This is a genomic window from Corynebacterium ulcerans, from assembly GCF_000767685.1.
In the GTDB taxonomy this organism is placed as follows: domain Bacteria; phylum Actinomycetota; class Actinomycetes; order Mycobacteriales; family Mycobacteriaceae; genus Corynebacterium; species Corynebacterium ulcerans.
The window spans coordinates 1,781,973-1,801,576 of record NZ_CP009622.1 but is presented as its reverse complement, the minus strand read 5'-3'; the positions used below and the strand labels follow the sequence as shown (position 1 = coordinate 1,801,576).

Here is a 19,604-nt window from a genome sequence, read left to right as displayed (position 1 = left end):
TGAGATGCTAATGCTGCATTGTTCGAGTGTGGCGTGGGTCGGGTAGTGTTAGGGAGAATTCACAAGGAAAGGTACGAGTAGTAACGCCCATGGCCGACAAATTCGCGGAGACGACGTTTACGGATCCCTCGCAGATTCGAAACTTCTGCATCATCGCTCACATTGACCACGGTAAGTCCACCTTGGCGGACCGCATCTTGCAGCTGTCCAATGTTGTCGACGCCCGTGACATGCGTGACCAGTATCTGGACAACATGGATATCGAGCGCGAGCGTGGCATCACCATCAAGGCGCAGAACGTGCGCCTGCCGTGGATTCCTCGTTCTGGCCCGTTTGCCGATCAGCAGATCGTCATGCAGATGATCGACACTCCCGGCCACGTGGACTTTACCTACGAGGTCTCCCGCGCGCTTGAGGCCTGCGAGGGTGCGATTTTGCTTGTCGACGCCGCCCAAGGGATCGAGGCCCAAACGCTTGCGAACCTCTATCTAGCTATGGAAAAAGACCTGGAAATCATTCCGGTCTTGAACAAGATAGACCTGCCCGCTGCCGACCCCGAGAAATACTCGTTGGAGATAGCCAACATCATCGGTTGCGAGCCCGAGGACGTCCTGCGGGTTTCCGGTAAGACCGGTGAAGGCGTGGCAGAGCTCCTGGACAAGGTTGCCGAGCTAGTTCCGGCCCCCACTACTGATTTTGGCTCGGAAGCACCCGCCCGTGCGATGATTTTCGACTCGGTCTATGACACCTACCGGGGTGTCGTTACATACATTCGTATGATCGACGGCAAGCTGACCCCGCGCCAAAAGATCCAGATGATGTCTACCGGCGCAGTCCACGAACTGCTGGAAATCGGCATCGTTTCCCCTACACCTAAGAAATGCAAAGGTCTGGGCCCCGGCGAGGTGGGGTACTTGATCACCGGTGTGAAGGATGTGCGCCAGTCCAAGGTGGGCGACACTGTTACGTGGGCTGTCCACGGGGCAGAAGAGCCATTGCAGGGGTATGAAGAGCCGCGCCCCATGGTTTACTCCGGCCTTTTCCCGATTTCCCAGGCTGATTTCCCAGACCTGCGTGATGCTCTGGAAAAGCTACAGCTTAACGACGCCTCCCTCACCTATGAACCCGAAACTTCTGTAGCTCTGGGCTTTGGCTTCCGGTGCGGCTTCCTCGGGCTTCTTCACATGGAGATCACCCGTGATCGCCTGCAGCGTGAGTTCGACCTTGACCTGATCTCCACGGCACCGTCGGTAAACTACCGCGTGGTCGCCGAAGACGGTACCGAAACTCGTGTTCATAACCCTTCGGATTGGCCTGCTGGAAAGCTGCGTGAGGTTTATGAACCGATCGTGAAGACCACCATCATTGTCCCCTCAGACTTCGTGGGCACCACCATGGAACTGTGCCAGACTAAGCGCGGAATCATGGGAGGAATGGATTATCTCTCCGAAGACCGCGTGGAGCTGCGCTACACCATGCCGCTGGGCGAGATCATTTTTGACTTCTTTGATCAGCTCAAGTCTCGTACTAAGGGCTACGCCTCCCTTAACTACGAGGAATCCGGGGAGCAGATGGCAGACCTGGTCAAGGTAGACATCCTCTTGCAAGGCGAGCCAGTTGACGCATTCTCCGCCATCGTTCACCGAGATAATGCTCAGTGGTATGGCAACAAGATGACCAAGAAGCTCAAGGAGCTCATCCCTCGCCAGCAATTTGAGGTCCCCGTGCAGGCAGCAATTGGTTCCAAAGTGATCGCCCGTGAGAACATCCGAGCCCTGCGTAAGGACGTCCTCGCCAAGTGCTACGGCGGCGATATTTCCCGTAAGCGCAAGCTGCTGGAGAAGCAGAAGGCTGGTAAGAAGCGCATGAAGAACATCGGTTCGGTGTCCGTGCCGCAGGAAGCCTTCGTGGCAGCTTTGTCCACGGATGAGGCTAAACACCGCTTGTAACACAAACGAGTTCTCCCGATACATACCCCCCCTGGTATCGGGAGAACTCGTTTATTATTCCCCACGGGGATAGTTTTTGAATCTATGGACATAGGATCACTAGCGGAATGGGCGGGAGCTTTGAGCGGCCTCGCGGCGCTGTTCGTCGCGGTTCAGGCGAATCGGCAGTCGAGAAAATCTGAGAAGTATGCTCGAGAATCGGAAAGCTTGAGCGTTGAGCTCAATAGGCAGATTCGTGAGGAGCAACGGCAAACCGAGCTTGCTATGCACAAGCGCGAGCAAGAGCGGGACCACCGAGACATGGAACGCGATCGTCGTCTGATCGCAGGGGGATTACAGGCCTGGTGGGCTTACCGTGATCAACAAGACACGTGCCAGCAGTGGGGACTTGTTATATCCAATGAAGGCTCGCAGGTGTCGATCTTCTACAACGTACAAATCGACGTGGAGGTGCAGGGGATCACCACCCGGTCTTTGTGCATAAAAGTACTTCCACCAGGTCGTTATTTTGCTATTAATAGGTTTGAGCAGGGGTGGGAGCTTCCGGAGGAATGTGGGCCTTCGCAAACACACGCGCTGTTATCGAGCACTAGGCATCAAGTAGTGAGGATCAGCTTTCAGGATTCCTTGGGAAAGCGCTGGGTATGGAATCCTCAGGAAGGTCTGAATCCGGGTTAGGCGCACACCTGTGTCTGCGCTAAGCTAGCCGGCGACAGAACTATTGAAAAGCGAAATACGTTCAATAGCGTCGGTGCGCCGTTGACGGGTCGCGCCGGGAAATAACCGCCCAGGCCCGTGAGGAGTAGACCGTGGAACGCGACCCCGCTGATCCAATTGTTAGTGTACGGGGTCTCACCATAGCAACAGCGTCTGGTGCGGCGCTGGTGAGCGTGGATAAGCTGGATATTTTTCTTGGCGACAAAATTGCGATCACTGGTCGCAGCGGCTCAGGAAAAACTATGTTGTTGCGTGCGCTGTGTGGGGCGACTACGCCGGGAATCGTCGTCACAGGTGAGATCATACGTGCACGACGCACGGCGCTAATCATGCAAGATTCTTTGGGGTCACTTAATCCGTTGGTGCGCTGTGATAAGCAGGTGCGGCTCATGGCAACGTCCAAGCAGGCGGCGGAGCAGGCTTTGGCTAGCTGCGGTATCACCGGCGAGCTGGGGCATCGCTACCCATTGGAGTTATCGGGTGGTCAGCGCCAGCGCGTGGCGATCGCGGGAGCCCTTGCGTCGCACCCCGAGCTTTTGCTTGCCGACGAGCCAACCTCAGCACTCGATCCCATAGCCACCCTCGCTGTGATCGACGCATTGGACGCATTCCACAAGATCACGGGCGGCGCAGTAGTGATCTCCACTCATTCGCCGGGAGTGGCTAAGCGACTAGGCACCCGGCAGCTACACGTTGCCGACGGAAAGGTAACGCAGCTATGACCAGACGCGTTCTTGTAAAATTTTGCGAGGCTACCGTGGCTGGGCGCGTCGAAAAGCTATCTTTTGAGGTGAATGCGGGCGCGAAACTCGGAGTCATTGGTCCCTCGGGCGCCGGCAAAACCACGCTGATCTCCCTCATCACACAAATGATCGCCCCGGATTCCGGCAGTGTGAGCGTCGACGCGGCAGTGGTGGGATACATTCCTCAAGATCCTGGTTCCTCGTTGTGCTCACGGATGACAGTGGCCGAGTGCATCATCGAACCGCAAGTGATTCGGCTTCGTGGGCAGGAGGGGAGCGCGGAAAAACTCAACCACCTCCGTGGGGAAATACCCGGTCTTCTGCAGGCGCTTGGGCTGGACCCGGCGGTAGCACAACGCAAGCCCAAGCAGCTCTCTGGCGGGCAGCGGCAACGCGTGGCGATCGCCCGTGCGCTGCTGGGATCTCCTGAACTCGTGATCGCAGACGAGGCCTTTTCAGCCTTGGACGGCGAGACCGCGCGGCTATTGCAGGCGCTGCTCGTGGAATCCGATGCAACAGTTATCTTTGTCTCCCACAATGTTGCCGCGCTGCGAGCCACGTGCAGCCAGCTTCTTGTGATGATCGGTGGAACGGTGCGCTATATCGGGCCAGCCGATCACGTAAAAACAACTGATCCTGAAGTACAGGAATTTCTCCGCGCGGCTTTGGAGCTTGAACAGTGAAACTAACCAATCTTCCCATCCATATCTCCACACTGCTTGTCACCCAGATGCTTTTTAACATCGGGTTTTACTTAGTGGTGCCGTTTATCGCAGTTCAACTCTCAGAAAACCTTGGGGCTGCGGGAGCCGTGGTTGGCCTGGTTTTGGGGATTCGTACCTTTAGCCAACAAGGGCTGTTCTTCCTAGGCGGCGGGCTGGCAGATAAATGGGGCGCTGGTCCTATTCTGTTGGTGGGCGTTGCCATTCGGGTACTGGGTTTTATCACCGTGGGCATGGCGACGGGTGTGGGATCGATGACGCTCGGCGTGGTGCTCATTGGTTTCGCAGCAGCATTGTTCTCCCCGGCAGTGGAATCCATTTTTGCCTCTGAAGGCTTCACCCTGGAAAAGCAGGGTGTGATTACACGTGCACGGTTGTTTGCCCTAGACGCGTCGTATTCCCGGGTGGGCTCGCTAACAGGGCCTTTGCTGGGAGCATTGCTGATCCCCCTAGGCTTTTCCACCGTCTCGTTTGCCGGCGCCGCCATCTTTGCTGGCATCTTTGTGATGCACGCGTTGCTATGGCGCCGGTGGAACAAAAACACAATTCCCCACGGGGAGAGTGCACCTTTGGGGATGGTCGCAGTATGGGCGAGCGTGATCACCAACAAAAAGTTCGTGGTCTTTGCGCTTTTATATTCCACATATCTGCTCGCATACAACCAACAGTATCTTTCGCTGCCGGTGGAGCTTCGTCGCGCTACTGGCTCGGATAGCTCACTGGGCTGGTTTTTTGCCGGCGCTGCGATTTTTGTGATCGCGCTGCAAACGAGTGTGACCCGCTGGGCTGAAAAACAACCTGCCAAGGTGGTCTTAGGCGGTGGTTTTGGCCTCATGGCTGCGAGCTTTGCCGTGGTTGGTGCGGCGTCAGGGATAGAGATACATGGTTGGGCAGCGTACCTGCCAGCCGTGATCATGATGGTGCTGCTACATACCGGAATCATGATCGCTGTCCCCATAGCCCGAGATCTTGTTGGCGACCTAGCCAGCAATGAGAACCTGGGTTCTTACTACGGATTCCTCAACAGCTTCGGCGGCTTGGCAGTTTTGCTGGGTTCTGTGGCTGTGGGAGCGACGCTGGACAAAGCGGAAATCACTCAGCCGGCCGCCGCAATCCCGTGGCTGACTATGACTGCGCTGCTTGCCATCTCGGCGGTGGGGCTTGCCAAACTTAAAGAACAAAAGAAAGTAGACGTTCAACAATGAAAATGAAGAAACTCGGATTGGCAGTTGCCACCCTGACCGTTGCCGCGACTCTGTCTGGCTGTTTCACCAACTCAGGCTCTGACTCTGCCGACGGACAAACCTTGCGCGTTGCCCTGCAGTTCAAGCCCGTCGCTGATTTCTCTCCGTTCTCGGACGATTCTGTGCTTAACCTGCGCATGGGCGTCGGGGAGACCCTGGTCACTCTTGACCAGAACGCCAAGCTCAAGCCAGTACTTGCTGAGAAGTGGGAGATGAAAGACGACCGCACTGCCGTGCTTAGCCTGCGCCAGGGCGTGACATTCCACGATGGAAGCAAACTCGACGCAAAAGCTGTGAAAAATGCCCTCGACCACGCTCTTTCTGCAGCTACCCGACCGAAGGGCCTGGGCAAAGCAGACCTGAAAGTCGAGGCCACCGGCGAGCATGAGGTGACTGTCACGTCGCCTAAGGCTGACCCCATCTTGGTTCAGCGCTTCTCCGACCCCGGCACCGCCATCCTCGCCGAGGCCGCATATAAGGGGGAGAATCCCGACCCATTTGCCCACGGGACAGGGCCTTTCAAGCTGGTCAAGAAAGAAACCGACGGTTCCGTCACCGCTGAGGCCTTTGGCGACTACTGGAACGGCAAGCCCAAGACCTCCACACTGAAAGTCTCCTTCATCGAAGACGGCGCCGCTCGCGCCAATGCCTTCCGCGCTGGTGACCTTGATGTGGTCAAGGGTGTCCCTGTGGTCTCGCTGCCAGAGCTTTCCGACGCCCACATCACCGACGTCCACCTCCCACGCGCCGTGCTGCTGCACCTCAATGCTGAAAAGGGCGTGTTTGCAGACGCCCACCTGCGTGCTGCTGTCGCGGGCGCCATCAAGACCGAGCCTATCGTGGAGAAAATCTACGAGGGTAAAGCCAACAAGACGCAAGGCTCTCTCTTCAACCAGGACACCGAATGGGCTGCAGCGCAGAAGGCTAAGCCGCTTGCAGCAGAAGCCCCTAAGGCTGACGCGAATCTCGGGGCGGGCAAGACTGTTCGCCTAGCCACCTGGGATTCTCGCGCCGAGCTCCCCGAAACCGCGAATCTCATCGCCGACCAGCTTCGTGCTTTGGGCTTTAACGTGGAGATCACGGTTGCCGACTACGGTTCCCTGGAAAAGCAGCTTCTCGACGGCTCCTTTGACGCCATCATCGGCTCCCGCAACTATATGTTTGGTGCCGGTGATCCCCTCGCATTCCTAGAGACCGATTTCTCCTGCGAGGGTACCTACAACCTGTCGCGCCTCTGCGACCCGAAGATCGACAAAGACATTGCCGACGCTAAGGGTGAGAAAGACCTCAACACCCGTCTCCAAAGTGCCGCATCCATCGGCGCAGACGTGGTCTCCACCGGAGCCGTCGTCCCGCTGGCCCACGAGCAGCTGCTGATCGCTTCCAAAAACGTAGAGGGCCTGTCCACCGACCCCATGGAGCGTTCCCTGATCACAGAAAAGACGGAACTTTCCGCTAAGAAGTAAAACCATATGAGATCGACTCGCCTTCGCACACGCACGCTCACCACGGTGGGCATTGCCGTAACAACATATCTGCTAGCCCTCGTAGCCACAGCTTTATTGCCGTGGTTCACAGGGCGCGAGCCGGCCTTTGCCGTCCTCCGAGCCCGCGAACGCGAACGCGAGGCAACTCCCGAGTTGCTGCAAGCAATTCGGGATGAATTCGATCTTCCGCAGACTCCGTGGGAATCGGTGTCGCGGTGGTTTGCCGGTCTCTCCCGTGGGGAATTTGGGGTTTCGTGGACCAACCCTGCACAGGACGCATGGCAGCAGGCCACCCACGGATTAGGAATTACAGCCACCCTCACTTTTGTCTCCACGATGCTGTGTTTGGTGGTGGCCCTCATGATCGTGGGGCCGCGCCTGGCCGGGGCCGCTCGCGGTAAAAGCGCTGGGGTGGCAGCGCCTCAGATGTTGGCAGCGCTGGCGGCGCTTCCAGACTTTGTTGTCGCTGTGATCGTGTTGTGGTTTTTTGCCTTGACTCTGCACGTGCTACCCGTGGGCGGATGGTCGTCGCCGGCACATATGGTGTTGCCGTCGTTAGCCCTGGGAGTATGCGCTGGCGGTGTCTATGGGCGGGTCCTATTGATTTCAGCTGATTCTGCGATGCGAGAAACGTGGGTGGAGTCCTGGCGAATTAATGGCGTGGCGCCTTCTCGTATTGTCCGCCAGCTACTGTGGCGTTCATTGGTACCCACGATTCCTTTGCTCACTCTTTTCTTCGCCGGCACTCTTGCCAGCACCGCGGCCGTCGAGGTCACCTTTAACATTCCTGGCTTTGGTCGCACCGTGGTGGAGTCCGCACTAAATTCCGATCTTCCTGTGCTGCAAGCTGCGGTGTTTGTGGTGCTTGTTGTCGGTGCAGTGAGCGGCATCGTGGCGAATGGGCTGCGTCGCTTCATCTTGCGACGTCTGGAAAGCGACGTGGCTGGGGTGTCGTTAAGCACCGGCGTGAGTGCAGGAACCAGCACGGTGTTCGATCGCATCAGCCTTGCTGTGGCGTTGCTTCCGCTTATCGCAGTGGGCGTGGGCGTTGTGCGCAGCGGTGCGATTAACACCGACGACCGTTTTGCCGGGTATTCCCTTGGCCATCCGTTGGGAGCGGATCAGCTCGGCCGCGACATCTGGGCCAGGCTTGCCGACGGCTTTGCCTATTCCGTAGGAGTCGCCATCGCAGTGACCGCCGCCTGTGCACTCATCGGGCTGATCGCTGGCCATTTGGGGTCGTGGGTGCTGCACATCGCCGATGCTCTCAACGCTTTTCCCGCCGTCCTCCTCGGCCTCATTCTGGCTGGTGTCCTGGGGTCTTCCACCACCACGGCTGCAGTCGCAGTGCTAGCCGTTGGATGGATTCCGTTGGCCTCTCATTGTGCAGCGGTGGTGCAAGAGGCCAAAGCCAGCGGGCATTATCGTTTCGCGGCGACGATGGGAGCCACCCGATGGCATCTGCTGCGTCACCATGTTGTGCCGTGGACTGCGCCGGCAGTAATCCGCCACTCCGTGGGGAGAATCGCTCACAATGCGATCTCGCTGGCGGCGTTGGGATACTTAGGCGTGGGGGCCAGCGTCGGAAGCCCTGACTGGGGTGTGATCCTGGAAGAATCTACGCGTTATCTAGAACGAGCCCCGTGGATGGCGTTGGGGCCGATGGTAGGCCTCGTGTGCTTGGGAGTTGTGGCGGCTGTGGCAACCGATACTTTTGAGCGGAAGCGGTGATCACACGCCTTTATCTGCTGTCTGCCCATGAATGCGCGCAAAAAGCTCGGCAGAAGAGGGCGCGTTGAGGACGGCACTGTTGTGCCCGTTTTCCAGGACGATGACGCGATCGGCGGAAGCCGCAATGTCGAGATCATGGGTGACCATGACTAAAGATGTGCCTGCCGACGTGACCCCGCGGAGCAGGTCCATCACGGTGGAACTTGAAGTTACGTCGAGAGAACCTGTGGGCTCATCGGCAAAGAGTAGAGGCGGACGACGCAGCAAGGATCTCGCGATGGCAACACGCTGGCGCTGCCCGCCAGAAAGCTGGTGAGGGTGCTTCTTGCCGACGCCTGGCAGCCCCACTTGCTCCAATACGTTATCTACCTCCTTTTTGCTCACCCTTTTCCCTGCCAGTTGCGAGGGAAGCCGTACGTTATCTGAGACGTTGAGCGCACTAATCAGATTGAGGTCTTGGAAAATAAAGCTCATCGTAGCGCGCCGAATACTGGCCAGCTGTGCCCGGGAAGCACCAGTGATGTCATGCTCGCCGAGGCGTATGTGACCTTCGTCAGCTTGGTGCAGACCGCAGAGGCAGTACAACAGTGTCGATTTTCCGGAGCCGGACTTACCGACGATTGCGACGAACTCGCCAGGGTAGGCGTCTACATCGACGCCGCGTAGGACGTCGATACGCTGCGAGCCTGAACCGAAATGCTTCTTGACGCCTGTCGTAACGAGAAGGGGCCTATTCACGATTACTTACTCCCTATGACGATAGATACTGAATTCTTGCGTGCACCCCTGGCCGCGATGACCAGCAGCATAATGAGCACCAACACAATCCCAAGCACAATCACAGCCACTGGTTGCCAACCCGGAGCAGTGAAGGAAGCGACCGGGACGGGGCCGCTTTTAAGAGCAAAGACCATAGCAACTTCGTTGACCGCAACAATGATGCAAGCGCACACTAGCGCAGTTATGCCGTACACGACGGATTCCGTTATCGCTTTGGAATACATCATCGGTGGAGTTGCCCCAGAGACCAACAACAGAGCGTTGTCCTCGGAACGCTGGTTATACGTTGCAAAGACAACCGCTGCTGCAGAGACACACGCAACCACAATTGGACCACCCAAAAGAAGCGCCATCTGCTCAGGAGGCGCAGACACCGAATCTCCAGCACCATAACCTTGTGTGAAGACCGCTGTGAGTTTTCCTACCCACATGGTTATCACACCAACCGCAGCGGCAGCCAAGCTGACCGGCATGACCAAAGAACGCGTGAGTCGTGGGCGAGCGGAGGCTTCCCGTGTGGCCAAAAACCATGCATTGGAATTCATTGGAATGAGTCGAAGCAGTGAGATCACCGGAGGAATGACAGCTCCGCCTAGCATTGCGAAAACAAAGCAAAGCAAAAGTCCCATGCCCGGGTACGACGTAAGGAAATTCCCTACGGATTGAGCCGAATCTGGTTCCGGCGCGCGAGACAAAGCTACATAGAGGCTTAGCACCCCGAGTAGCAGGATGGCTCCTGTCAACGCTGCGATGATGCGTCGAACGCGAGACTTTGTTTCCCCGTGGGGAAACGCGGCTGAAGATGAGAAGGCTTGAACAAGGTTGGACTGGACAACCTTAAGCGCACTGCGGATACCTGTGACCACACTTACTGTCGCGGTAAGCGAGACCCCTATGACAAGGGCAATCAGAGGGAGCGGGGTAGTAAGGACATCGCTCTGCGGAAGACCGCTAGAAGCCACGAAAGCGGCGTAGACAGGCCATACAGCGATAGCTACGAGGGCTCCGATCACCGCTGATAACACGCTCACTAAGAGGATCTCCAGGAGCAAAATGCTAAAAGCGGCCTTTGGCATAACTCCTACGATCTGCCAAAGCGCGACGTGCCGTTGCTGCAATCTGATGCAAATACCGACCACCAGAACAAAGGACGCAAAACCGGTAAGAGCAGTAAAACCAAGCGCTACACCGCCCATAGCTATAAATGCTTGCTGTGCATTACCCTCGGCTGCCGCCCCAGCTGCAACAAGTCCGATATTGAGAGAAAGGACAACGGACAAAGCGATGGAAGAGATAAATAAAGCAATCCAGGTGGTCGAAGATCGAACTACAGAACGAACAATGAGTTTCCCGAGCATGTAATTCCATCCTGCTTTGGCAATTGATCAACTTTAAGGGCTGTGGAGGGAGGGGATACATCTGAAGATTCCTAAAAATAGGACTACCAAAATACATTAGAGAAATTTCAGCGGCCCATAAGTTAAGGGTATATATCTAAGAGGATAAAGGAAGATACGAGGGAGTGGTTGAATCGGGGGGGGGCAACATTGTCGCTTTTGAGAACACTAAAAATTGTGTCCTGGGATTTTGTGGGGTCTGCACACGCTAGCGTTCTCAAAAACGACAAACAGGCGAGGGGAAGAGGCTGAAAACTTGGCAAAGGGGAGGAGAACGCTGCGCAGTTTCCCCACGGGGGTAAAGCTGAATTTTAAAAAACCGCAGCAAACCCCTATTTATTCAAAATAGACAGAATTGTCTTTAAAATCCTTGTAGTTCTAGACGGATATGTCTACCGTGTGTGGGGTACACAACCCAGACCAAAGGAATATCCCCTCATGATTGCAACAGGTCTTCTCCTTGGCGCAGTGCTCGGCGTTGTTTTGCAGCGTGGTCGCTTCTGTGTCACTGGAATGCTCAGAGATATTTATCTTTTAAAAACGTGGCGTGGCTTTGTGGCGCTTCTTATTGTGATTTCCGTGCATGCAGTGGGGTTATCGGCGCTACGCACGCTCGGTGTTATCACCACCCCTGTGGATGCGTTCGCGCCTCTTGCCGTTGTTATAGGTGGCTTTATTTTCGGTATCGGCATCGTGTTGGCCGGTGGTTGCGCCTCCGGGACGTGGTATCGCTCAGGAGAAGGATTGGTCGGATCCTGGTTTGCGCTGCTCTTCTACGGCATATCGGCTGCTGCGATGAAGACCGGAATTCTCCACGGGGGAGCGACCTGGCTCAAGGGATTTACCATTAACGCAACCACCATCCCTAATACGTTTGGGCTCTCCCCGTGGTGGTTTGCGATTGGGCTTTCGCTGCTTACGGCATATTCGGTGTGGTATTACCGCAGCAAAGACGGAGCGAGTGTGGCCACACTTGGGCGCACTGGATGGAAGCGCCCGCTGAGCCTGAACACAGCTGGTCTCCTCGTGGGGATTCTCGGAGTGATTGCATGGCCACTGTCGGCCGCTACCGGGCGTAACGACGGCCTAGGCATCACCACCCCAACAGCGCACTTGACCAGCTGGCTCACCACGGGCGACGCAAAATTCCTGAATTGGGGGACGCTGCTTGTTGTGGGAATCCTCGTAGGGTCGTTTGCCTCAGCAAAGGCCACGGGTGAGTTTCGAGTGCGGGTGCCGGATGCGACGACCTCGATACGCTCGATCGCAGGCGGCACGCTCATGGGTATAGGGGCGGCGCTTGCCGGCGGGTGCACCGTGGGTAATGGTATGGTACAGACCAGTCTGTTTAGCTACCAGGGGTGGGTAGCGTTGCTGTTTATCGGGCTAGGTGTTGCCGCTGCTGCGAAGATATGGCTCAAGCCTACGCAGAAAACTCGTGTGAACAGCACCTTTGAGGTGGCGCCGACGGGGGTGAAGGTGGGCGTCGATAAGCAAGGATTGCGCGCAGTCGCACCGGGCACATACGTGATAGACACGCTGGGCGCGGTGTGCCCGTTCCCGCTTATCGACGCAAAAACCGCCATCAACCAGCTCAGCGACGGGGAAGCGCTCGTCATTGACTTCGACTGCACCCAAGCCACCGAAACCATTCCACGCTGGGCCGCCGACGACGGTCACGCCGTCACCGATTTCCATGAGGTCGGCAGCGCCGGATGGCAGATCACCGTGGTGAAACACGGCGCCCTCCTGCGCACCTAACCCAGATATTCCCCACGGGGGCCAAACAGTGCGCTGCCTACCCGCACGCTCGTTGCGCCCTCCTCGATTGCCCATTCAAAGTCGCCGGACATGCCCATCGACAATTCGGTTGCGGTGGGAAAGTCCGGCTGGAGGGTATCGCGAAGCTCACGCAGCTGCACAAACGACGACCTCACAATGGCTTCCTCGGGGGAATTCTGAGCCATCGTCATCAGCCCGCGTACGTGGAGGCGGTCATAGTCAGCTAGTTGCCCTAAAAACTCTGCAGCACCGGCCGGAGCAATGCCGCCTTTCTGTACCTCCCCGGAGGTATTGACCTGCACAAATACTTCTAGCCTGCGATCTGCGGCCTCTAGCCTTCGCTGCAATGCCTCGGCCAGGCGTATCGAATCCAACGCATGGAACTCCTGCGCCCACGCCGCCACCTCCTTGGCCTTATTACGCTGCAGCCGGCCAATCGCGCACCACGTCACTCCCGACACCTCGCTGGCCTTAGCCGAAAGCTCCTGCGGCCTATTTTCTCCCAGCACCGTCATCCCGGCAGCCACTGCATCTCGTACGGTCTCCACCGGGTGAGTCTTGGTCACCGCGATAAGACGGACCTCTGCGGCGTCGCGTCCGGCGCGCTCGGCAGAACTGGCGATTCTTTCCAGGACGGCCTCGTGGGCGAGGCGGAGAGCTTCCACGTTTTCCATGCCCCAATCCTATCGTGGGGAAAAGGGATCTTGGTGCACAGGTGCGCGCCATGCGGTTCATGCGGTTTATAGATGCACGGCGAGAAATGCGCGGGCTGCGAATACGATGGGTGCCATGAAGACCCGTTACCTTGGATGCACAGTTCATGAACACACCCTGGAGGTCCCCTGGGATCCGCAGAACCCGGAACTGGGAACGTTTGAGCTTTTTGCTCGCGAGTTGGTGCCCGCTGGGGGAGAACACTATCCGGCCTTTTTGTACCTCCAAGGAGGGCCTGGTTTTCCGGCTCCACGCCCGATTTCTATCAGTGGCGTGATCAAGGAAGCACTGAAGACTCATCGTGTGGTTCTTTTAGATCAGCGCGGAACCGGTCGTTCGCATCGTATCGATTGCGACACCCTCGGAACGGACGCAGACAAACTGCACCTTTTGCGCCAAGAATTCATCGTTCATGACGCCGAGGCATTGCGTAAAGCTTTAGGAATCTCCGAATGGACTCTGTACGGGCAAAGCTTCGGCGGATTCTGCATTACTTCTTATCTTTCCCTTTACCCAGAATCGGTTGCCGAATCCTATATCACCGGTGGTCTTCCAGCCCTTGAAGCCCACGTGGACGATGTGTATCGCGCCACTTACGCAGCCATCGCCCGCCGCAGCGAGGAATTCTATAGCCAATTCCCGTGGGCCGAAGCGCGCATCAGGGAAATCTGCCATCACCTTGATAACTCCGACGAGAAACTCCCCACGGGGGAGCGGCTTAGCTCAAGAAGATTCCGCACCATTGGCATTACTCTCGGCAGGTCGGCAGGATTCTATTCTTTGGCGTATCTCCTTGAAAGCCCATTTCAGAGATCCGGGGAGAAGAAACTCAGAACTGATGTCCTGGCAGAAATTGGTGCGCAGGTCAGTTTTGCGAGCGCCCCGCTCTACGCCGCGATCCACGAGTCAATTTATGGTGGGATTGGTGGGCCGCAGACGGCGTGGTCCGCCCACCGCCTCCGTGGGGAAATAGAGGGGTTTGCGCAGGATGCTGATCCACGGTCCAATGAGAAGTTTTATCTCACAGGCGAGCACATTTATCCGTGGCATTTTGAGGAGGATCCGGCCCTGGTTCCGTTTGCTCAGGCTGCGCAGGACTTGGCCATGCGTCGGTGGGATGCGTCACCGTATCGCCCGGAAGCGCTAGCGCAGAGTCCCGTCGCAGCCGCGTGCGTGTACGTCGATGATGCGTTTGTGCCCTATGAGTATTCGTTGCACACCGCGGATAAGCTTTGCGACGCCCGCCTCCACATCACCAACCAGTATCAGCACGACGGCATCCACTGGGCCGGCGAGGAAATCCTGGCGCTTCTCAAAAGCAAGGTTGCGGATCACTAATGTGAGCCACGTGGTTTACACTCATTCTCATGAATAATCCCGTTGTTCTTTCCGCCCACGAAGTCGAGGCGTTTGATCAGCTGGCCCACGTGGTAGGAGGGCTTAACTATTCTGAGGAACACATTCTTGATCCCAGTGTGTTGCTGTATATAACGTCATCCTAAGTGGGGGATCGCCGCCAAGAGTTGCTTGGTGTATTCGGCCTTGGGGTTGGCAAACACTTCATCCACAGGGCCGGCCTCCACGATACGACCTTCGTGCATCACCACCACAGAGGAGCACACGGAGCGGATCACGTTGAGGTCGTGGGAGACAAACAAGAGGGTGAGATGGCGCTCGTGAACCAGCCGGTCTATGAGGGCGAGGACCTTCTTTCTTACTGAGACGTCGAGGGCTGAGACGGGTTCGTCGGCAAGCAGAATATCCGGCGACGCAATCAGCGCGCGAGCTATAGAAATACGCTGGCGCTGCCCGCCCGAGAACTCGTGGGGAAAACGGTCGAGAATCTCCCCACTGAGGCCGACTTCTTCTAAAACCTCAACGATGCGCTCGTCGCTGGCACGCGGGAGCGGCTCGGCGACGATCTCGCGGATGGTCATGCGAGGATCCAGAGACCGCATGGGGTCTTGAAAGACCATCTTTTTGGTGCCGGAGACAGAGATGCTGCCTGACGTGGGGCGTATGAGTCCCGCGATCATCTTCAACAGGGTCGTCTTCCCCGAGCCCGAGCCGCCCACGATGCCGACTCTTTCCCCACGGGAGACGTGGAGATCGATGCCATCGACCGCTTTGTAGCGGCGATAATGCTTCTCGACGCCCCGCGCCCGCACCATGGACTCATCAGTAATCATGGCGGGGCGGGCGGGAGGAAGTTGGGAGGCGTCGATAAGCATGCGCGTATAAGAGTGCGCAGGGGAGTGGAGGACCTGCTCTACGGTTCCTTCCTCGATGACCGCGCCGCCTTGCATCACCAGAATGCGTTGGCACGTGGTGGCCACCAGCCCCAGATCATGAGTGATAAAGAGCAGGCCAGTTCCGCGCTCGGCGACCAGGCGCAAGATTAGGTCGACGATCGCCTTTTGAGAAGTCACGTCTAACGCAGTTGTTGGCTCATCGCACATCAATACGTCGGGATCGTGGGCCAGGGCCATGGCGATCAATACACGCTGGCGCTGCCCGCCCGAGAGCTCGTGGGGAAAACGCTTGCCGAGTGCAGGGTCGAGTTCCACGCTCGACAACAGCTCCGCAACCTTCCCCCGTGGGGAAACGGAATGAACTTTGAGCACCTGAGCGATCTGCTTATCCACTCGCATGAGCGGGTCGAGAGCCGTCATGGGTTCCTGGAACACCATGGCAATTTTGCGACCTCGGATACGGCACATCGCTTTCTCCGATAGCGTTGTGAGCTCTTGTCCATCGAGTTGAATGGAACCTGACGCGTTGATGAGCCGCATGATGGACAGGGCAGTCATCGTTTTGCCGGAGCCGGATTCCCCAATCAACCCGACGCGTTCGCCACGGTCGACGGCCAGAGCCACATCCTTCAGGATTCCCGCAGCAGTGAGATTGCGGACTTGGAGAAGCGTCATGATGAAGACTCCTTAGAAAAACCTGCGGTACGGCGCGTGGAACGGGGGTCGGTGAGATCGCGGAGGCCGTCGCCAAGCAAATTAAAGCCCAAAACGGTCAGCGCGATAGCCAGCCCCGGCCACACTGCCAGCAGCGGCGCGGTGGCCAGCGACGATTGCGCAGATTGCAGCATCCGGCCCCAGCTGGGATCCGGCGGCGGAGTGCCAAGGCCTAGGAAGCTCAGGCCGGCTTCGGCAAGAATGGCAAGGGCAAAAGCCACCGATGCCTGCACTACCACCACACTCAAAATGTTGGGGATCACGTGGCGCACTGCAATACTCAATTCCCCACGGGAGGCGTCGCGGGCTGCAGCAACATAATCCTGCGCCATCACCTGCATCGTCGCCGCGCGCGCCACACGAGCAAAAGCCGGAATATTGGCCACTCCAATAGCCATCATCGCGGTCAACGTGGTGGCCGAAAACATCGCGGTGGCCACAATCGCCAGAAGCAGACCCGGAAACGCAAGCAGCAGATCTGCGCCGCGCATGATCACCGAATCTATCCAGCCGCGCCTCATACCTGCCCACACACCGAGCGGCACCCCCACGAGGGCTGCCACAGACACCGCGACAATCCCCACGAGGAGCGTGATACGAGATCCCACCATCACCTGCGACAACACATCCCTGCCATAGCGATCCGTGCCCAAAACATGGCTTATCGACGGCCCCTCCAACCGCGACCCCGGCATAACCCGGAGCGGATCATAAGGCGTCCACACTAAGGAAACCAACGCAAGAACAGCAACGACGATAACGATCCCCAGCCCGATCTTGCCGCCGAGCGAAAAACGACTACTACGCATGAACCTAGGCCTCCCTTCGAGTGCGCGGGTCCACCACAACATAAGCCATATCCACGATGGCGTTGACCACGATGGCAAGGACAACGAGGATCATCACGATCGTCTGCACCGTGGGCAAATCGCGGTTTGTTACAGCGGTGAGCAGCAGGCTGCCCAGGCCCGGAATAACAAAAACCCGTTCAATAACAACCGCGCCCACCAATAGGGAAGTGAGCTGCAAGCCCGTCACCGTCAGAACTGGCAGGGCCGCATTGCGTAATCCGTGACTGCGCAATGCCTGCCATGAGCTCAACCCAATGGCTCGTGCGGTGCGCATGAAATCTTCGCGCATCACATCCATGACGGCCGCCCGCACATATCGAGTCATAATCGCAGCCTGAACAATCCCAAGAGACACCACCGGCAGCACAAGGCGCACCAGAAAACCGCTGAAATCCTCATTGGGCACCGACCAACCGTTGGTGGGCAACCAGCGCAAGCGAACCGCAAAAAAAGAAATAAAGAGTATCGCAGCAAGGAAACTCGGGACTGCAATCCCGACCTGGCTGAGCGCGGAGATAAGGATGCCGTCGATATGCCCTGAACGCCTGGCCGCCCACAAGCCCAGCGGGACAGCAAGCATAAGGGCGAACAGCATCGATAAAACAACGAGAATCAGACTGACCTGAAGCCGATCTGCGACGATGGGCGAAATATCCGTCGAGCTGGTCAACGAAGTCCCAAATTCCCCACGGAGGAGGCCACCGATCCACGACACATACTGCTCCCACAGCGGCTTATCGATCCCCATCGTCGCACTTAGCTTTGCGACGGCCTCCGGCGTCGCAGTTACACCGAGCGCCACCTCTGCCGGGTTCCCTGGAACAATCCGAAGCGCGACAAAAATGACCACGCTGGCAATAAACAACGTAAGCGCGTATTTAGCCGCACCTCGTGCAAGTTTCGCCGCAACCACTAGTGCGTTACCTTCCTTGGTTCCTCTTTTGCGATAGCAGCCAACAAGAGGCCGTCGCCAACAGCGTTGACGGGAACTCCGCTGACATTCTTTGCCGTCACCACAATGTTGGGCAGATTGAACAAGTTATCGGCCGCGGCCTGATCAAGTATCCGCGTGACCGCTTTTTTCATCGTGGGGACATAGTCGGCTTCATCCACGGTGTCCGCTTGGGCGATGAGTTCTTGGACTTTTTTGTCGTCGTAACCCAGGTAATACTTTGGGTTAGCAAAAATATTGGGAATATCGCGGGCCTCGGTGTGGGCAATCACCGACATGTCGTAGTCATGGCCCTTATAAACTTTGGCCAACCACACGGACGGAAATTCGGTGGACTCGATGCTCACATCGAAGCCGATGTCTCGAAGCTGCGAGTACAAAATCTCAGAAGCCGTGGCAGCATAGGGCAACGACGGCACCGAAATAGTTATTTTGGTCCCCGTCGCCCCGGCCTCATCCATCAACTGACGCGCGCGGTCAGGATCAAACGGATACTGCTCCGCCTTCTGATACCACGGATCCGTCGGCGGCACCGGCGCGCCCCCGGTGTCGATCCCGTAGCCCTCCCACGTGGTATCAATGATTGCCTGCCTATCGACGCCAAACATCACCGCCTGCCGGACGCGAAGATCATTGAACGGCGCCCGCGCATGATTCATCGTGAGCAGCACCTCACCGTTGGTCGTGCCCACGTTGATATTGAGGTCACCATCGCGCTGTATGGACTCCAAGAGCTCAGGAGACTGCAAACCGATAACAGCGTCAACGTCTCCGGAGCGCACAGCATTAGTCAGAGAAATCGCATCCGCGAAATAGCGCAACACAGCCCGCTTATTCTTGGGAGATTCGCCCCAATATTCCCCACGGGAGGTAAAAGATAGCGACGTCCCCACCGCCCAGTTATCCACCTCATAAGGCCCGGTGCCCACCGGCTTAGTGGCCAAGTCCGACACCCCCCGTGGCGACATCATCGCACCAATCAACGTGCCCATCGACCACAACCAGGTGTTTGAGCGATGCGCGAGCGTGACTTCGAGGGTGTGGGTGTCGATAACCCGGGTATTGGTCACCTTGGACATTTGGGCTTTCAGACCATTAGTCCAGGCGTCGGAAAGCACCCGATCGATGGAAAACTTTGCAGTGTCCGCTGTGAAAGCGTCGCCGTTGGAGAAGCGAACGCCCTCGCGAAGGTGAAACACATACTGCGTGCCGTCCTCCGACACCTCCCATGATGACGCAAGCAATGGCTCCACCTCACCATTTTGATTAACCCGAACCAGTCCCTCATACACATTGCCCATCAGTGCCTGCGGAATGGCAGCGCCAGAGGTGGTCGTGAAATCGAGGGAGCTGGGGGGAGCCGTCAGCCCAAGAGTCACACTGTGATCATTGGACTCATGCACCAACGAATTTTGCGACGCCGTCGAACCAGCAGAGCACGCACTCAAACCAAAGATCGCCAAAGTCATCATTGCGACCGCGCGCCGGGGGAAAGAGAACATGACAAGCAGACTAACCCGTGAATGCATGAGGGCAAACTTGTTTTTAGCGGGGGTGCCTCCCGTGGGG

At 57.3% G+C, this 19,604-nt stretch carries 17 protein-coding genes; 10 read left to right on the top strand and 7 right to left on the bottom strand.

The features are described from left to right. The first annotated feature begins 89 nt into the window (after positions 1–89). From lepA to CULFRC11_RS08110, 7 genes are all read left to right on the top strand, one after another. The gene (lepA, locus tag CULFRC11_RS08140) at positions 90–1,949 is read left to right on the top strand and encodes a translation elongation factor 4 (protein WP_038620718.1); all 1,860 of its coding nucleotides are present in this window, start codon (positions 90–92) and stop codon (positions 1,947–1,949) included. Positions 1,950–2,033: 84 nt separating this feature from the next. Beyond that, on the top strand, positions 2,034–2,627 hold the full coding sequence (locus CULFRC11_RS08135) for a hypothetical protein (protein ID WP_023636096.1): 594 nt from the start codon (positions 2,034–2,036) through the stop codon (positions 2,625–2,627). A 131-nt stretch (positions 2,628–2,758) separates the two neighbouring features. Beyond that, positions 2,759–3,388, top strand: coding sequence for an ATP-binding cassette domain-containing protein (locus CULFRC11_RS08130; protein WP_023636095.1), 630 nt, complete (start codon positions 2,759–2,761; stop codon positions 3,386–3,388). Then, on the top strand, positions 3,385–4,092 hold the full coding sequence (locus CULFRC11_RS08125; RefSeq protein WP_023636094.1) for an ATP-binding cassette domain-containing protein: 708 nt from the start codon (positions 3,385–3,387) through the stop codon (positions 4,090–4,092). The genes CULFRC11_RS08130 and CULFRC11_RS08125 overlap by 4 nt, the downstream gene beginning before the upstream one ends. Further along, a complete protein-coding gene (locus CULFRC11_RS08120) occupies positions 4,089–5,336 on the top strand; it encodes an MFS transporter (RefSeq protein WP_031270476.1) in 1,248 nt (415 codons plus the stop codon). The genes CULFRC11_RS08125 and CULFRC11_RS08120 overlap by 4 nt, the downstream gene beginning before the upstream one ends. After that, a complete protein-coding gene (locus tag CULFRC11_RS08115) occupies positions 5,333–6,841 on the top strand; it encodes an ABC transporter substrate-binding protein (protein ID WP_031270475.1) in 1,509 nt (502 codons plus the stop codon). Before CULFRC11_RS08120 ends, CULFRC11_RS08115 begins: the two co-directional genes overlap by 4 nt. Positions 6,842–6,847: 6 nt before the next feature. Beyond that, positions 6,848–8,593 carry an ABC transporter permease subunit gene (locus CULFRC11_RS08110; RefSeq protein ID WP_023636092.1) on the top strand — a complete coding sequence of 582 codons (1,746 nt, stop codon included), beginning with the start codon at positions 6,848–6,850 and terminating at the stop codon, positions 8,591–8,593. Here the strand turns inward: CULFRC11_RS08110 and CULFRC11_RS08105 are convergent, their stop codons facing one another. Further along, positions 8,594–9,331, bottom strand: coding sequence for an ABC transporter ATP-binding protein (locus CULFRC11_RS08105; RefSeq protein ID WP_031270473.1), 738 nt, complete (start codon positions 9,329–9,331; stop codon positions 8,594–8,596). It lies immediately after the preceding gene. Between the two features lie 2 nt (positions 9,332–9,333). Further along, positions 9,334–10,731, bottom strand: a complete 1,398-nt coding sequence (locus tag CULFRC11_RS08100) for an FtsX-like permease family protein (protein ID WP_023636091.1) — start codon at positions 10,729–10,731, stop codon at positions 9,334–9,336. Positions 10,732–11,208: 477 nt separating this feature from the next. Here CULFRC11_RS08100 and CULFRC11_RS08095 point away from each other — a divergent pair, with 477 nt between their 5' ends. Next, positions 11,209–12,531, top strand: a complete 1,323-nt coding sequence (locus CULFRC11_RS08095; RefSeq protein WP_023636090.1) for a YeeE/YedE thiosulfate transporter family protein — start codon at positions 11,209–11,211, stop codon at positions 12,529–12,531. On the opposite strand, the gene CULFRC11_RS08090 is transcribed toward CULFRC11_RS08095, so the two are convergent. Beyond that, positions 12,528–13,226 carry a YggS family pyridoxal phosphate-dependent enzyme gene (locus CULFRC11_RS08090; RefSeq protein ID WP_023636089.1) on the bottom strand — a complete coding sequence of 233 codons (699 nt, stop codon included), beginning with the start codon at positions 13,224–13,226 and terminating at the stop codon, positions 12,528–12,530. The two genes, CULFRC11_RS08095 and CULFRC11_RS08090, sit on opposite strands and share 4 nt — an antisense overlap. Before the next feature lie 106 nt (positions 13,227–13,332). Between CULFRC11_RS08090 and CULFRC11_RS08085 the strand changes: the two genes are divergently transcribed. Both CULFRC11_RS08085 and CULFRC11_RS11440 read left to right on the top strand, forming a co-directional pair. Beyond that, positions 13,333–14,604 (top strand): alpha/beta fold hydrolase, encoded by a 1,272-nt coding sequence (locus tag CULFRC11_RS08085; RefSeq protein ID WP_023636088.1) that lies wholly within the window; start codon positions 13,333–13,335, stop codon positions 14,602–14,604. A 29-nt stretch (positions 14,605–14,633) separates the two neighbouring features. Then, on the top strand, positions 14,634–14,768 hold the full coding sequence (locus CULFRC11_RS11440; protein WP_256219704.1) for a hypothetical protein: 135 nt from the start codon (positions 14,634–14,636) through the stop codon (positions 14,766–14,768). Here CULFRC11_RS11440 and CULFRC11_RS08080 read toward each other — a convergent pair. From CULFRC11_RS08080 to CULFRC11_RS08065, 4 genes are read right to left on the bottom strand one after another with little or no spacing between them, the layout of a single operon-like run. Beyond that, the gene (locus tag CULFRC11_RS08080; protein ID WP_023636087.1) at positions 14,760–16,193 is read right to left on the bottom strand and encodes an ATP-binding cassette domain-containing protein; all 1,434 of its coding nucleotides are present in this window, start codon (positions 16,191–16,193) and stop codon (positions 14,760–14,762) included. The two genes, CULFRC11_RS11440 and CULFRC11_RS08080, sit on opposite strands and share 9 nt — an antisense overlap. Beyond that, positions 16,190–17,041 carry an ABC transporter permease gene (locus CULFRC11_RS08075; protein ID WP_023636086.1) on the bottom strand — a complete coding sequence of 284 codons (852 nt, stop codon included), beginning with the start codon at positions 17,039–17,041 and terminating at the stop codon, positions 16,190–16,192. Before CULFRC11_RS08075 ends, CULFRC11_RS08080 begins: the two co-directional genes overlap by 4 nt. A gap of 4 nt (positions 17,042–17,045) precedes the next feature. Further along, on the bottom strand, positions 17,046–17,996 hold the full coding sequence (locus CULFRC11_RS08070; protein WP_038620715.1) for an ABC transporter permease: 951 nt from the start codon (positions 17,994–17,996) through the stop codon (positions 17,046–17,048). Further along, entirely contained in the window at positions 17,996–19,537 is a 1,542-nt protein-coding gene (locus CULFRC11_RS08065) for an ABC transporter substrate-binding protein (RefSeq protein WP_031270471.1), read from the bottom strand. Before CULFRC11_RS08065 ends, CULFRC11_RS08070 begins: the two co-directional genes overlap by 1 nt. Positions 19,538–19,604 lie beyond the last annotated feature (67 nt).

What these genes read in the sequence shown, in the direction of transcription:
- lepA (WP_038620718.1), top strand. Translation starts at nt 90, where the DNA reads ATGGCCGACAAATTCGCGGAGACGACGTTTACGGATCCCTCGCAGATT.
- CULFRC11_RS08135 (WP_023636096.1), top strand. Translation starts at nt 2,034, where the DNA reads ATGGACATAGGATCACTAGCGGAATGGGCGGGAGCTTTGAGCGGCCTC.
- CULFRC11_RS08125 (WP_023636094.1), top strand. Translation starts at nt 3,385, where the DNA reads ATGACCAGACGCGTTCTTGTAAAATTTTGCGAGGCTACCGTGGCTGGG.
- CULFRC11_RS08115 (WP_031270475.1), top strand. Translation starts at nt 5,333, where the DNA reads ATGAAAATGAAGAAACTCGGATTGGCAGTTGCCACCCTGACCGTTGCC.
- CULFRC11_RS08110 (WP_023636092.1), top strand. Translation starts at nt 6,848, where the DNA reads ATGAGATCGACTCGCCTTCGCACACGCACGCTCACCACGGTGGGCATT.
- CULFRC11_RS08100 (WP_023636091.1), bottom strand. Translation starts at nt 10,731, where the DNA reads ATGCTCGGGAAACTCATTGTTCGTTCTGTAGTTCGATCTTCGACCACC.
- CULFRC11_RS08095 (WP_023636090.1), top strand. Translation starts at nt 11,209, where the DNA reads ATGATTGCAACAGGTCTTCTCCTTGGCGCAGTGCTCGGCGTTGTTTTG.
- CULFRC11_RS08090 (WP_023636089.1), bottom strand. Translation starts at nt 13,226, where the DNA reads ATGGAAAACGTGGAAGCTCTCCGCCTCGCCCACGAGGCCGTCCTGGAA.
- CULFRC11_RS08085 (WP_023636088.1), top strand. Translation starts at nt 13,333, where the DNA reads ATGGGTGCCATGAAGACCCGTTACCTTGGATGCACAGTTCATGAACAC.
- CULFRC11_RS11440 (WP_256219704.1), top strand. Translation starts at nt 14,634, where the DNA reads ATGAATAATCCCGTTGTTCTTTCCGCCCACGAAGTCGAGGCGTTTGAT.
- CULFRC11_RS08080 (WP_023636087.1), bottom strand. Translation starts at nt 16,193, where the DNA reads ATGACGCTTCTCCAAGTCCGCAATCTCACTGCTGCGGGAATCCTGAAG.
- CULFRC11_RS08075 (WP_023636086.1), bottom strand. Translation starts at nt 17,041, where the DNA reads ATGCGTAGTAGTCGTTTTTCGCTCGGCGGCAAGATCGGGCTGGGGATC.
- CULFRC11_RS08065 (WP_031270471.1), bottom strand. Translation starts at nt 19,537, where the DNA reads ATGTTCTCTTTCCCCCGGCGCGCGGTCGCAATGATGACTTTGGCGATC.